Origin of the sequence: Xanthomonas cassavae CFBP 4642 (genome assembly GCF_000454545.1) — a bacterium.
Classification (GTDB): domain Bacteria; phylum Pseudomonadota; class Gammaproteobacteria; order Xanthomonadales; family Xanthomonadaceae; genus Xanthomonas; species Xanthomonas cassavae.
Genome location: NZ_CM002139.1, coordinates 1287859 through 1301511, shown reverse-complemented (window position 1 = coordinate 1301511; position 13653 = coordinate 1287859). Strand labels below are relative to the sequence as shown.

The 13653-nt window shown below is 66.5% G+C and carries 12 protein-coding genes and 1 pseudogene; 3 read left to right on the top strand and 10 right to left on the bottom strand.

All coding sequences use genetic code 11. The features are described 5' to 3' along the window. Positions 1 to 82 precede the first annotated feature (82 nt). A complete protein-coding gene (locus tag XCSCFBP4642_RS0105695; RefSeq protein ID WP_029218952.1) occupies positions 83 to 454 on the bottom strand; it encodes a BON domain-containing protein in 372 nt (123 codons plus the stop codon). Positions 455 to 603: 149 nt separating this feature from the next. Here XCSCFBP4642_RS0105695 and XCSCFBP4642_RS0105690 point away from each other — a divergent pair, with 149 nt between their 5' ends. Next, entirely contained in the window at positions 604 to 1686 is a 1083-nt protein-coding gene (locus XCSCFBP4642_RS0105690; protein WP_029218951.1) for an oxidoreductase, read from the top strand. A 338-nt stretch (positions 1687 to 2024) separates the two neighbouring features. On the opposite strand, the gene gnd is transcribed toward XCSCFBP4642_RS0105690, so the two are convergent. The 8 genes from gnd to XCSCFBP4642_RS0105650 all read right to left on the bottom strand — a co-directional run bounded on the left by gnd (position 2025) and on the right by XCSCFBP4642_RS0105650 (position 10604). After that, entirely contained in the window at positions 2025 to 2966 is a 942-nt protein-coding gene (gene gnd, locus XCSCFBP4642_RS0105685) for a phosphogluconate dehydrogenase (NAD(+)-dependent, decarboxylating) (protein ID WP_029218950.1), read from the bottom strand. A gap of 20 nt (positions 2967 to 2986) precedes the next feature. Next, positions 2987 to 4330: a hypothetical protein gene (locus XCSCFBP4642_RS0105680; RefSeq protein WP_029218949.1), complete on the bottom strand. Its 1344-nt coding sequence runs from the start codon at positions 4328 to 4330 to the stop codon at positions 2987 to 2989. Positions 4331 to 4474: 144 nt separating this feature from the next. Continuing rightward, entirely contained in the window at positions 4475 to 4855 is a 381-nt protein-coding gene (locus XCSCFBP4642_RS0105675) for a glycine zipper 2TM domain-containing protein (RefSeq protein ID WP_029218948.1), read from the bottom strand. A 125-nt stretch (positions 4856 to 4980) separates the two neighbouring features. Then, on the bottom strand, positions 4981 to 5763 hold the full coding sequence (locus XCSCFBP4642_RS0105670; protein WP_029218947.1) for a DUF2242 domain-containing protein: 783 nt from the start codon (positions 5761 to 5763) through the stop codon (positions 4981 to 4983). Positions 5764 to 5836: 73 nt separating this feature from the next. Beyond that, on the bottom strand, positions 5837 to 6901 hold the full coding sequence (locus XCSCFBP4642_RS0105665) for a DNA methyltransferase (protein ID WP_029218946.1): 1065 nt from the start codon (positions 6899 to 6901) through the stop codon (positions 5837 to 5839). Continuing rightward, positions 6894 to 7994: a hypothetical protein gene (locus XCSCFBP4642_RS0105660; RefSeq protein ID WP_029218945.1), complete on the bottom strand. Its 1101-nt coding sequence runs from the start codon at positions 7992 to 7994 to the stop codon at positions 6894 to 6896. Before XCSCFBP4642_RS0105660 ends, XCSCFBP4642_RS0105665 begins: the two co-directional genes overlap by 8 nt. A 22-nt stretch (positions 7995 to 8016) precedes the next feature. Further along, positions 8017 to 9420 (bottom strand): nicotinate phosphoribosyltransferase, encoded by a 1404-nt coding sequence (locus XCSCFBP4642_RS0105655; RefSeq protein ID WP_029218944.1) that lies wholly within the window; start codon positions 9418 to 9420, stop codon positions 8017 to 8019. 128 nt (positions 9421 to 9548) lie between these two features. Beyond that, positions 9549 to 10604, bottom strand: a complete 1056-nt coding sequence (locus tag XCSCFBP4642_RS0105650) for a bifunctional nicotinamide-nucleotide adenylyltransferase/Nudix hydroxylase (RefSeq protein ID WP_029218943.1) — start codon at positions 10602 to 10604, stop codon at positions 9549 to 9551. Between the two features lie 180 nt (positions 10605 to 10784). Here XCSCFBP4642_RS0105650 and XCSCFBP4642_RS24185 point away from each other — a divergent pair. After that, positions 10785 to 11653 (top strand): annotated as a pseudogene (locus XCSCFBP4642_RS24185) (endonuclease/exonuclease/phosphatase family protein). A gap of 232 nt (positions 11654 to 11885) precedes the next feature. On the opposite strand, the gene XCSCFBP4642_RS0105640 reads toward XCSCFBP4642_RS24185, so the two are convergent. Next, entirely contained in the window at positions 11886 to 12791 is a 906-nt protein-coding gene (locus XCSCFBP4642_RS0105640; RefSeq protein ID WP_033898055.1) for a LysR family transcriptional regulator, read from the bottom strand. Between the two features lie 88 nt (positions 12792 to 12879). Between XCSCFBP4642_RS0105640 and XCSCFBP4642_RS0105635 the strand changes: the two genes are divergently transcribed. Continuing rightward, positions 12880 to 13623: a sulfite exporter TauE/SafE family protein gene (locus XCSCFBP4642_RS0105635; RefSeq protein ID WP_029218941.1), complete on the top strand. Its 744-nt coding sequence runs from the start codon at positions 12880 to 12882 to the stop codon at positions 13621 to 13623. The last annotated feature ends 30 nt before the right edge of the window (positions 13624 to 13653 follow it).

Genomic DNA, 13653 nt, shown 5'->3' with positions numbered 1-13653 from the left:
AAAAGGCGCACTCCGGAGAGTGCGCCTTGTGCCCAGTCCAGCCGCCTCGCCTCGGCCGGCCCGGCATTCGCACCGGATGGACTTACTTCTTCGCAGCAACGACCTTCAGACCGGTCGACTTGACGCTCTTAACGCCTTCGATGCCCTTGGCCACGGCCACGGCCTTGTCGTGCTCGGCCTGTGTTGCGACCGAACCGGTCAGCATCACGATACCGTTCTTGGTCTCGACCTTGACGTCGGTGCCGGACACATTATCGGTCGCCAGCAGATCGGCCTTGACCTTGGTGGTGATCCAGGTGTCGGTGACCGGCTTCTTGGACTCGTTCATGCCAGCGGCATGGTCCTTGTGCGCGCCCATGTCCTGCGGCGCGGCAAATGCCTGTGTGGCGCCCAGGGTCAGGCCCAACGACAACGACAGCGCCAGCAGCTTGCGTGCATGCTTCATGTTCTTCATCCGAGACACTCCTGTTGAACGTGGCTGCAGCTTGCGGAAGTGCTCGTCGAGCAGACGTGACCGCTGCATGCAGGCGCCGTGAACCCGGCGAATACGGGTAGGTGCAATACCATGCGGGCTCCTTCCGTCGTTGCGATGAACCGTTTTCAATGCCTAAACAGTTCAATCTGGCCGTCGTCGGCTATGGCTATGTCGGCCACACCTTTCATGCACCACTGATCGCCAGCACGCCCGGCATGCAGTTGCATAGCGTGGTGTCGTCCAAGCCGCAACAGGCGCAGGCGGACTTTCCCGGCATCGATGTCGTCGCCGACCTCGCCACTGCGCTGGCCGACCCCGCACTCGATGCGGTGGTGCTGGCCACGCCCAACCAGACCCATGCGCCGTTCGCGTTGCAGGCGCTGGCGGCCGGCAAGCACGTCCTGGTGGACAAGCCCTTTGCGCTGGATGCCGCGCAGGCACGCACCGTAGCAGACGCCGCCGCAGCCGCCGGATGCATCGTCAGCGTGTTCCAGAACCGCCGCTGGGACGCGGACTTTCTGACCTTGCGCCGCCTGATCGACGAAGGCCGGCTGGGCGAGGTGGTGGAATTCCATTCGCACTTCGATCGCTATCGCCCGCAGGTGCGCGACCGCTGGCGCGAGAGCGACAGCCCCGGCGCCGGCCTGTGGTACGACCTGGGCCCGCATCTGCTCGACCAGGCCTTGCAACTGTTCGGTACGCCGCAGGCGATCGGCGCAGACCTGCAGCGCCAGCGCAGCCAGGCGCGCAGCGACGATTACTTCCACGTCACCCTGCACTACCCGCGGCGACGGGCGATCCTGCACGCCGGTTCGCTGGTGGCCGACAACCGCCTGCGTTTTGCGGTGCATGGCACGCGTGGCAGCTACCTCAAGCATGGGCTGGATACGCAGGAAGATCAGCTGCGCGCCGGGCGTCGCCCTGGCACGGTCGGCTGGGGCGTGGACCCGCTACCGGGCACGCTGACGCGCGTGGACGAGGAGGGCCGCGTGCACATCCATCAGCCCGAAAACCTGCCCGGCGACTATCGCCAGTGTTACGCCGCCTTCCGCGACGCGCTGGCCGGCACCGGTCCGGCACCGGTCTCCGCTGACGACGCGGTGCAACTCATGCATCTGCTGGAGCTGGCCCAGCGCAGCGCAGCAACCGGCCAGGTGCAGTGGCTGGAGGGCATGCGCCCTGACGCAGACGCAACCGGCTGCGCGCGTTGACGGCGCGCAGCTAGCTGCGTGCAAGACATCGGCTGTTGGCGTCGTCGCACTCGCGTTCGACGTCCACCGTTCGATGCCGACAGCGTGTGTATTCAAGGCACGCTGCCTGGCTCCGCCTGTCTGCCGACCGAGCATCGTGCGTGTTCCCTCTGTTGGCAGCTGACGCCATCGCTGCGGGCATTCAATCGGAGGGCTGGATTCGCAGCTGAAAACAGCGATCTCCAGCCAGCGGCCTTGGCTACGCCTTGACGCGCGGTCGCGCCGCTAGACACTATTGCAACCATCGGCATGCTCAGCCACGACCGCGCCTTGCCACAGGCGCAGTCACCGAAGACCGCTTAGGCGTCCTTGCTGCCGATCGTCGGGGAGGCGGCCGTGGTGGTCATCACCGCATGCCCGCCGAACTGGTTGCGCATCGCTGCCAGCAGCTTGTCGGTAAACGAATCCTTGTCGCGCGAGCGCAGCCGTTCCATCAACGACAGCGTGATGATCGGCGCCGACACTTCCAGATCGATCGCCTCGGCCACCGTCCAGCGGCCTTCGCCCGAATCGGCCACGAACGGCGCGATGCCATCCATCGCCGGATTATGGCGCAGCGCATCGGCGGTGAGATCCAGCAGCCACGAACGCACCACGCTGCCGTCGCGCCAGATCTCCGATACCTGGTGCAGATCCAGCGCAAAGTCGGTCTTGTGCTGCATCAACGCGAAGCCTTCGGCATAGGCCTGCATCATTCCGTACTCGATGCCGTTGTGGACCATCTTGGTGAAGTGGCCGGCGCCACTGGGGCCTACTCGCCCCCAACCCTTGTCCGGTGCCGGTGCCAGCGTGGCAAGGATGGGGTGCAGCGTGGTCACTGCCGCTTCCTCACCGCCCACCATCAGGCTGTAGCCCTCCTTCAGCCCCCACACCCCGCCGCTGGTGCCGCAGTCGACGAAGGCGACGCCGCTGGCCTGCATCTGCGCGGCGCGACGCTGCGAATCCTTGTAGTACGAGTTGCCGCCATCGATGACGATGTCGCCGGCCTGCAGCAACGGCAGCAACTGCGCCAGGGTGTCATCGACGATCTTGCCAGCCGGCACCATCAGCCAGACCACGCGCGGGCTCGGCAACGCGGAGACCAGCGCTTCCAGCGCATCGGCGGTCACGATCCCCTTGGCCTGCGCACTGCTGCGCGCGCTCGCGCCCAGATCGTAGCCATGCACGCGGTGCCCGCCGTGCACCAGACGCTCGGCCATGTTGGCGCCCATGCGGCCCAAACCCACCATACCCAGTTCCATAACCACTCCTCATGCTCTGATCAGTGCAGGGTGCCACGCCCGGCGTACGTCGGCGTGGCGGAATTCTCAATGGATTGTTCCGTGGCGGTGCTGGTGGCGCACTGTTGCAGCTGCCAGTCGATCCAGCGCCAGTACAAGGTGGTATGCAGATTGTGCAGCGTCAGGTCGATGGCGTAGGGCGTGCGCGGGTTGCGGTCCAGCAACCGCGCCACGTGATAGCCGATCGGCTTGATGCCCTTGGGATGCACGTACACCAGAAAGCCCTGGTAGAACGGATCGTCCAGCAGCGTCTGCAACTGCTGCAGCTGCGCCTGCTGCCGCGGATCCAGGCTGGCGCGCAGCGAGGCGTCGCGCTCGTACAGCAAGCGTTCGAAGCGTCGCTTACCCGGCCCGCGCAGCGACTTGGACAACTCCCAGATCCGCCGGTTGAGTGCGTCGTAATGCGCAAAGCCGCCATGCCGGGCCAGTGCCTGCGCCGCCGCATCGCCGACATCGACCACCACGAAGTTTTCGGCCTGGTTATGGATATCGTCCAGATAGGCCTTGTCGAACACGTGCGCGATGAAACCCGGCGCACCCACAAAGGCCTGCCGCCCCAGCTGCGCGGTTTTGGTCGCCTTGCCATCAGCGAACAACCTGCCGGCGTGCGCGCCAAGCAGAATGCTGTCGGTGTCGTGCAGGGTCAGGAAGGTGCCGATCGACAACTCGCCGGGCGTGAACACCTGGTCGAATCCGGCATCGCCATACAACTCACGCTGGGTGGCGAGCTGGGCCACCTGTCGCCCCACCCCGCATTCGGAGCGCACATGGCCGCGGTAGAACGCATCCAGTGCCTGCGCATTGCTGCCGTGCGGCTGATAACCGCGGCCGAAGCTGCGAAACCCGCTCCAGCCCTGCGCCGCCGCGCCGTGCCAGCCAAAGCCGATCCAGCCCAGCTGCACTGCCGAAAAGCGGTAATTCGGATTGTTCTGCAGTTGGGTCACTGCGCGCCGTGTCGCGGCCCCGACCTCGAACCCATAGGCGCAGTGCGTGGCCGGATCATCCAGCAGCGCCTTCAGTGCGGCGCTGCGTTGCGGCGTGCCCCAGGCTGCCGGCAAGGTTGCCTGCAGGTCGCCGGCCGCGTGCGCCTGCGCCAGCGATTCCCGCGTGCAGGGTGCGCCGCGGGCAATGACCGGAGCGTCGACCGCTGCCTCGCGAATGGTCCAGCCCAGACGTTGCAACAGCGCCTGCACGCAGTCGGCGCTGGCTGCGCTTGCGGCATCGCCGGGCTGCGCAGTCGCTGCCTGCAGCAGCTGCGCAGCGACCAGCACCGCGGCACAGCACCGTGTCGCCAAACGGGGACGCACGCTATGCCGCGTGGCCACGCAGATGGGGAGCGATGCACGCTGACGGCACGGCAGCTGAAGGTTGCTTATTCGCACAACGGGGGGGCTTGACGGCGTTTTCTTCTTGACTACAACACAAAAGCCCCGGCATGGCCGGGGCTTTGCGGATTCACCGCATCAGGCTCAGCGACGTTCGCAGACGCGCTCGACCTGCCGGTTGCCGTTGGTCTGCTGACGATTGCCCTGGATGGTGCGGCCTGCTGCACCGCCAGCCACTGCACCGGCCACAGTCGCCAGCTTCTTGCCGTTACCGCCGCCGACCTGGTTACCCAGCAATCCACCGATTGCAGCGCCGGCCAGCGTGCCGCCAATGCGATTCGGGTCGGTCGAGTTCTTCTGCACTTCGACATTACGGCAGCGGACGCGGGTGCCATCGTTGAAGCGACGGCCTTCGTCTGCTTCCGAATAGCGCTGCTGATGCGAATAGTTCTGAGCCTGCGCGAAGGTGCTCGTGGCCATCAGGCCGATCAGGGACATACCCAGCAGGGAGGTGCGCATTTTCATCGTTGGTCTCCACGTTTCTCGCCCGCTCGGCGAGCCATGGGCGCACTCTGGCCGCTGCGTCGAGAACACAACGTGAAGCGCGCAACCGGCTATTCAGACTTTGGAGCGCAGCGTGAAAAAGCCCGTCACGGCTGCGTGCCGGGCTCGGTTTGCGGCACCTTGGCCGGGGCCGGCGGTGGATCCTGCGCCTCGACCGGCAACGGTGCCACCGGCGGCTGTGCCACGGTCGTAGGAGCTGCTGTGGCAGCGGGTACAGGCGCAGGCGTTGCGCTCGCCGTCGAGGTGGCCGGAACAACCGCTGCCGGCGCCGGCGCTGGTGCCGCCGCATGCGCAGGGAGCGGTGCCGGTGCTGCACTTGCGGCGGCAGGCACCGCTTCGGTCACGTTGGGCAGATAGGAATTCAGCCGTTCGAAGAAGCGCTTGTAGAAGGCCGCATCCTGCACCGTAGTACTGGACACGCGCACCAGCGAATCGCCGCTGCTGCCCACCGGCAGCGACAACGACCCCAGCACCCCCACACCGACGCTGGCCGAGGTCGAACTCTTCTTCAGCGCATACCGGTCCTGCAGCGCACTGACGAACACCTGCGCCTTGCCGCCATCCTGAGTGGCGCAGGAGATGCGCAAGTTGAGTTGCTCGCTCTGGTCGGCTTCCTTCAACTGGAAGTTCTTGCTGCCCTCCACCGCCGCCGCATCGGCACGGGTGACGGCGTAGCCCTGGCTCAACAGCACGCGCCGAGCCGCTTCGCAGGCCTGTGGCGAGCTGGCCGCCACGCTGCGCGAGTAGGTGTCGTCGGAATTGAACGACTCACGCATCAGCATCGTGTCGCCCTTGCTGCCACCGCAGCCGGCCAGGGTTGCCAGCGCGCCAAGCAGTGCGCCATGCGCGATCGGGGAAGTACGAGACATGGGAAGATTCCATCATCCAAAACCGGCCAAAGCATAGCCGCAACCCATGTGCGCGCGGTGTCGCCTCGCCTGCTCAGGGCATCGGCGGTTCATCCGCTGGCAGTTGCAGGTCTACCTGCAGGCGGCTGCCCTCGGCACCGATGCGTTCGGCGCGCAGGTAGTGATGCGTGCGGACCGCCGCCAACGGCACCGGTGCCCGGCATGGCTCGCCCCACAGGCTCAAACTGAATCCCTGTGCCTGCAGCCAGGCGGTCATCCGGTCCCATAACGGCTGCTCGGCGCGCAGCATCAGGTCCAGGTCGTCCGGCCCGTCTGGCACCAGGATGGGCGACTGCAGCCAGCGTGCGTAGCTGCCATGCACCCGCACCGGCACTCCCAGCGCCTGGACGGCCTGCAGCAACTGTGCGGCCTGCGCCAGGTCCAGCTGCGCCCGGCAGTGCTGGAAGATCAGCGCGTATTCGTGGCTGCGGTTGCTGTCGGTGCGTGCATGCGCGATACCACCGGCTGCGCACTGGTAGCACAGCACCCGCTCTTCGTGCAGCGTAAACAGGCTGCCCAGGATCCGGCCGAGGTCCCAGGCCTGCGGAAACAGTCGCCCGCCAAGACAGATGTTTTCCGCCATCACTACGCCGAATGCGTCTGGGCGCAGCCGCCGTCGCAGCGCATGGAACACCCCGCGCATGCCGGCAAGATAGCCGGCGTAATCGGCACTGGCGTACAGCTGGCCTGCCTGCGCTTCACCCTGCCACTGGCAACCGAAATACGGCACGTTGGTCAGGCACAGATCAATCGCCGCTGCGGGTGTCGTCTGCATCAGGCTGCCGAGCACGACCGGCGCATCCACCCCATGCCGCTGCAGCCGTGTGCGCGCCACCTGCGCCCGCGCGGCATCGATTTCCATGCCGTGCGCGCTGCGACCTTCGAGCGCCGCGGCGAGCAAGGTGGTACCGAAGCCGCAGAACGGGTCGAACACCTGCTCGCCCGGCAAGCTGAAGTGGCGCACGAACGGGCGCATCTGATTGACCCAGCCACAGTCGCGGCCATACAGCGGATCGCTGGCACGCAGATCCTCGGGCAACGCCCAGGCGGCATCGTCGGCGCTCGGTGTCCACCAGCTACGCCGATCGAACTCATCCATCGGCCGGCTCCCATAGCACGTCTGCATCCGGGTCCCAGCCGGCGCACAGGCGGCCATTGGCGAAGAACACCAGCTTGTAGATGTCGCCGGTGGCATGACGCGCATGCAGGGCCGCGTAATCGGCACTTCCAAAGACCACCTGCAAGCCGTCGTCCCCACGCAGGCGCACATTCCAGAAGTAATACCCTTCGGTCATGCCATCGAGCTGCCACTGCGCCCACCACGGCTGCTGCGTGCAGTCGGCCAGCAACGGCTCCACGCCGATGCGCTGCTGTTCGATATAGCGCCAGGTGCCGTTGCTGCGATATGCCTCATCCAGCCGCGACAACTCGCGGAAGATGACCTGGCTGGCGCCGCAGCGGCGTGCCCACGCGATGTAGTGCGCCACGTCTTCGGCACGGCAGATGCCATCGCGTTGCACGATGCAGACCAGCCGCACCGGCAGGCGCTCGGCAATGCTGCGCGCGGTACGCACGAAGGTGGCCGCATCGGCGATGGGCTCGTCCGCCCGAAACCGCATGATGGCATCGTTGCGCGCCTGCAACGGGTGGTGGCGCGACAGTTCGATCCACGACACGCCGAACTGGCTCAGCGCATCCAGCAGGCGCCCGCCTTGCGCACGCGCCAGGCCCGCCCCGTTGCTGTAGAGCACGCGCTGCTCGACCTGCGGGCCATCCGGTGTCTGCGACAAGGTCTGCAGCAGGGTCTGCAGCCAGTGCGCATCGTCGGTCATCTCCAGACCCGACAACGAATACGACAACGGCACTGCGTGCAGCACCTGCAAGGCGGCACGCAGCTGATCGAAATACGCCGGACCCGGCCGCAGCATGGACGCCGTCAGGCTACCACCGTGCTGGCGCAGGTTTTCCGAGCAGAACCCGCAGCGTGCCGAGCAGGGGCGCACCGACGCATACGGGGTGAAGGTGACCGGCAACGCCATCCGATAGCTGCGTTGGCCGATACGCAAGCGATGCCAGCGATTGCCTTCGTCCTGCAGCGGCACACGCCGGTGCAGGCTGGGTACTGCCGCGCGCAGCTGCGTCAACAGCGGCGAGGCGGCCGCCAGCGGTGCGTCGTCGATGGAAGCGGGCATGACCATGCCTGCGTGCCGCCGGTCAGCGGCGCGCCGCGTCGGCGCGCGCACGCACCTGCTCCAGCGTCCACTCCTGCTGCATCGCCCCGTTCTCCCACACCGTCACCAGCGCGTCCTCGCTGTCGGCGCTGGCAATCACCTCGTCCAGCAACGCACTGCGGTAGCTGCCATCGCGACGGTCGCGCAGCAGGGTCAACCGACCGCGCTTGCTCTGCTTGCCCTGGTCGGTGATCGGATCCTTGTAGACATCGATCCACTGCCCGTCCACACGCACCGCCGAGCACTTGAGCGCGAATTTCTGGGTATCGCGGTCCACCTTCTGCAGCAAGGCACCGCCCATGCCGAAGGCGACGTTGTCGGCGGCATAACCGGCTGCGGTGATCCGCTCCAGAATCGCGCGCAGCGACTGCGGGTTGATGCCATCGCCCTGGATCACGCGTACGTGGTTGAGCACCTTGTAGCCCTTGCCGTTGGCCTGATGACCGAAGGCTTCGTCCAGCAGCAGCAGGCATTGTTCCACCACATCCACCGGGTCGCCGGAATCGGGGCGGATCACCACCGTCGCGCCGGAGGCGACGATCTCCTCGCGCAAGGTGGTGCCCCAATGCTCGGCAATGGCGCGGTAGATGTCGTAGCTGTCCGAGACCACCGCCACGATGGAACCGGGCCGTGCGAATTGGGTGAGCATGTTGCGATACGCATCCACCTCGCGCTCGCGACCCCAGCTGGTGATGGTGCTGTGCTCGGCGGCGGGAATCGAAAAGCCCGCCACTGGTGTGTGGTAGTGCGCGCGTGCCAGCAGCAACGCCGACAAGGTATCGGTGCCGAGAAAGTTCACCAGATGCGCGGCGCCACCGAGGGCCGCCGAGCCCGGGCTGGACACGCCGCGCGCGCCGAAGTCGTGCAGCTTGAACGGCAACTGCCCTTCCGGATCGTCGCTGGTGCGCTCCAGGTAATCGCGCACGATCTGCTTCACCTGCCAGCTCACCGTGGCCACCGTCACCGGATACCACACGCGCAGCAACAGGGTTTCCAGATACGACGGCACCCAGAACGCCCGGGCGTCGGTGGACTCGATCGTCATCAGCACATTGTGCGTGGGCACCACCGTACCTTCGGGCACCGCACGGATGCGGATCGGCAACTGGCCACCGAGACGGTCGACGATATCGCGCCAGCCGGCCTCGTTGAACGGCTCGCCATGCGCGGCCAGCAATGCCTTCGCATCGTCGATATCGGCGTGCGTGACCGGCCGGTTGATGGCTTCCTTCAGAATCGACTGCAGGCCGAAGAACACGGTCTGGTCGTACACGCCGCCGCGCGATTCGACATAGAAGAACGAGGCGTCGGTACCAGGCGGATATTGCAGCCAGTGGCTGGCCTTGTAGCTATCGGTGTTGAGCAGCAGGTTATCGAGGTAATGCATGACGGAAGCTCCTTCGCGTCGGGAAAACCGGCAGTCTGTCCGCCGGCGGGAGGCTGTGCTGCAAGCAAAAACACATGTCATGCGGACAACACCGATCGGTGCCGGCACGCAGGCGCATGCCGCTGCCTTCAACCACGGCCCAGGAAGAATTCAAGGATATGCAGGTGGTCTTCGTACAGACGCGGGCCCATCGCCATGACCTCGGCGATCGGAATCCAGCGCGCCTTGTCGGCATCGTCGCCACCGCGCACGACAGGCAGCTCGCCGGCCGGAAATTCGAAGTGGAAGGCATGGGTGATGGTGCGCCCGCGCAGGCTGCGGTCGGGATGGTCGAACACCTGGCGGGCACGCAACGAGCCCTTGAGCACCGGCACCGGCAGCTTGAGCCGGGTTTCTTCGCGCAGCTCGCGCAGGCAGCTGTCCAGCAGCCCCTCGTCCTGCGCAACGAAACCGCCCGGCAATGCCCACAGGCCCTTGCCCGGCTCGGCACGGCGGCGCACCAGCAGCACGTGGCCCGAGTGCACCACCACCGCATCGGTGGTCACGAAGGTGGGCGCATACGGCGCATCCTTCCAGGCAGCGCGGTAGTGCTCGATGAAACGGTATTCGGCCACCAGCTGCGCATAACTGGGCGAATTGCGCCGGAACGCTTCAAGCATGTCGTAGACTGGCGCCGGCACATTGCCGCGCAGCATCAACAGCCCGCCATGGAAACCGATGTCGCCCGCCTCGAACAGATAGCGACGCAGTTCGGTGGCCGACAGGGTGGCGGTGTGTTGCACATCTTCCAGCGGCCACTGCGGAAACTCGCGCAGGTAATAACTGCTGGCATCCTTGTCCATGCCGATCAGGCCGACCCGCGCATCGGGCGCGCCGCCATCGGCCTGCACCGCTTCGGCAACCTGGCGCTGCACCTCGGCGATCCACAGGCTTTCGTTATAGAGATGATCGCGCAATGGACGCAGGATCAGTCGCGCGTTCTCGCCCGGCAACGCGGACTCGATCATCACCGCGCGTTCTGCGACGGTCCAGGGATTGCGAATGGTGCGTGGCGTGTCGGCCGAACCGATCAACACAATGAGCTTGCTCGCCTTGCCCAACGCATGGCGGGCGACGGCGGCGTGGCCGTTATGAAAGGGCTCGAAACGCCCGATAAACACGAGATAATCGTACTGCACTGCCATGAGAATCCCTCACGGTTGGTGGGTAACCAGCGGTCTGTCCGCTGGCTTGGTGCAAATGCTACGCCGATGCGCGGCGGCGTCAAGCAGGCGAGGATGTCTGCATACATCATCACTGTCGTGACGCAGTGGTCATCGTTGCTGGCTAGACTCGGTGCTCTTGTTTCCAGGGAGTTCGCCTGCATGCCACGTCCGATCGCGCAGGTGCTGCTGCGCCGCCTTCTCGCCACCGTTGCAGCGCTGTGCATCGCCCTGCCCGCACTGGCGGCAACGCCGAGCGCGCCGCTGCGGGTGATGTCGTTCAACGTGCGCGTGCCGGTCGATACCGACGGCGACAAACGTTGGCAGGCGCGTCGCGATGCCATGGTCGCGTTGATCCGTCAGGCGCATCCGAATGTCGTCGGCACCCAGGAGCTGGTACACAGGAGCAGGCGCGGTATCTTGCAACGCACTTGCCGACCTATCGCTGGTTCGGCAAGGGACGCAGTGCCGACGGTGGCGGTGAGCACATGGGCGTGTTCTATGACAGCCGCGTGCTGACGGTGGTCGAATTGGGCGACTTCTGGCTATCCGAAACACCCGACATCCCCGGCAGCGGCAGCTGGGGAACGGACCTGCCACGCATGGTCACCTGGGCACTGTTTGAACGTCGCAGCGACAAGCGCCGGTTCTACCTGTTCAACACGCATCTGCCGCACCGCGATCAGGATGAGCAGGCCCGCGAGCAAGGCGCCCGATTGATCCTGTCGCGTATTGCGAAGCTGTCTGCGGATAGTCCGGTGGTGCTGACCGGCGATTTCAACAGCGATCCGGACAAGCGTACCTACCCCACGCTCACCGCCGTGCTGGGCGATGCACGCACCCACGCACCCAAGCGCAACGGTCCGGAAAACACCTTCCAGGATTTCAGCACCCGCCCGACCCGGCGCATCGACTGGATTCTGTTCCGCGGCCTGACGCCTACCCGCTTCACCACCCTGGAGGACCGCCCCGGCGGCATCCTGCCGTCCGATCATTATCCGGTGCTGGCCGAGTTCGACTGGCCGCGCTGACAGCCAAACGCGCAAGCACTCATCGCGCCGGCAATGACGCAATGACACGCCTGCCAGCGGCTACGGGATCCGATCTTGTGGGTGTTGCGGCCGCTCGAAGCGGCTCACAAACATCTCAAGCAAGCGTCATGTCGGTGGGGAAGGCGCGCTTGAATCAATGGTTGCAGCGTTAGGACATTGAAAGCCCGCGCAGCGGCCACGCCCGGCAGCCACGCGGCGATGTGCCGGCCGCTCAAACCACCTGGATGCCAGCCTGTGCCGCGCTGGCCTGCAGCCATTCCAGCAAGGTCTGCAGGATCGCCGATGGCGTGTCGCGCCAGACGATGGACAGCTCGCGCCGCGCCCAGGTTTCGTCCAGCGGCACCGCCGCCAACTGCTGCCTGACGCTGGAGCACGCCAGCGCCGCGTGCGGCACGATGGCCACACCCACACCGCGCGCCAGCATGCGGCACAGTGTTTCGATGCCGGGCACGCGCGCGCGGATGCGCAGGTGCACGCCGGCCCTGGCCAGGTGCGTGCGCAGGTGACGCTGCAAGGCGTTGTCGGCCGACAATGCCAGCAACTGCATCTGTGCGATATCGGTCAGGCGCACGCCGCCCGCAGCGGCCAGCGAATGGCTGGCGGCCATCGCCACCACCAGGCGATCCTGCCGGAACGGGCGCCGCTGCAGGCCGGTGAAATCCGCATGCCCCGCCACCACAGCCAGGTCGGCACGTTCATCGCGCACCGCGTCGGCCGCCTCCTCGCTCCCCCACTCGGCCAGGGTCAGATCCACCCGCGGATGCGCCAGCAAGAAATCCGCCACGCATTCGGGTAGCCATTCCGAGAGTGCGGCGGTGTTGGCGGCCAGTCGCAGCGTGACCTGGCCGCCGATGCCATAGTCGCCAAGTTCGCTGCGCATCGCCTGCTCCTGCCGCGCCAGCACCCGTGCGTGTCGCAGCAACACCTGGCCGGCCGCGGTGAGCGTCACCCCGCGCCGGCCACGCTCGAACAGCGCCGCCCCGACCTGCAACTCCAGCGCGCGGATGCGCGCACTGGCGGCCGCCAGCGACAGCGCCACGCGGTCGGCGCCAGCCGTGATGCTGCCGGTGTCGGCTACCGCAACAAAAATCCGCAGATCGACGAACTCTACCTGCATGTGCACTCCCAGCCTTCGGCGTAGCCGAAGTCTGCCTCAAACAAAGACAGCTTGCCGGCTCAGCATCGCCACCCGGATCCTGGCGCCCATGAGTGGACATGTTTCGCAGTGGCTGCTGGTTGCAGCGGTCTTCCTGCTGGCCGGCGGCGTCAAGGGCGTGGCCGGCATGGGGCTGCCGACGGTGGCGATGGGGCTGCTCGGGCTATGGCTGCCGCCCAGCCAGGCCGCCGCACTGCTGGTGTTGCCTTCGCTGGTGACGAATCTGCAGCAGGCCTGGGGGCCGGCGCCGGCAGCGCTGTTGCGGCGTCTGTGGCCGGTATTGGCCCTCGTGGTGGCGGGCACCTGGCTGAGCGCCGGGGTGATGATCGGCGGCAACCCGCGCGTCCTGCGCGCCGCGCTCGGCGTGCTGCTGGTGGTCTACGCCCTGCTCGGGCTTGCGCGCCGGCAGTGGACGCTGCCGCCACGCCACGAACGCTGGGCCAGCCCGCTGACCGGACTGGTCGGTGGCCTGCTCAACGGCGCCACCGGTGTCCTGGTGATTCCGGTGGTGCCCTATCTGTCTGCGTTGGGCCTGCCGCGTGAGCTGTTGATCCGCGCACTGGCGGCGTGCTTCGGCACGGCAACGCTCGCCCTGGCCATCGCGCTGGTCTGGCATGGCGGGGTGCCGCTCTCGGCCGGCCTGCCATCGCTGTTGGCGCTGGTACCTACCGCAGCGGGCGTATGGGCTGGCACGCGGGTGCGTCGCCGCATCTCTGCCGATCTGTTCCGCCAGGTATTTTTCGGCACCTTGCTGCTGCTCGGCCTGCAGGCCTGCTGGCAGGCGCTGGCCTGAGATCTCGCTGACAGCGGATGCCGCACACAA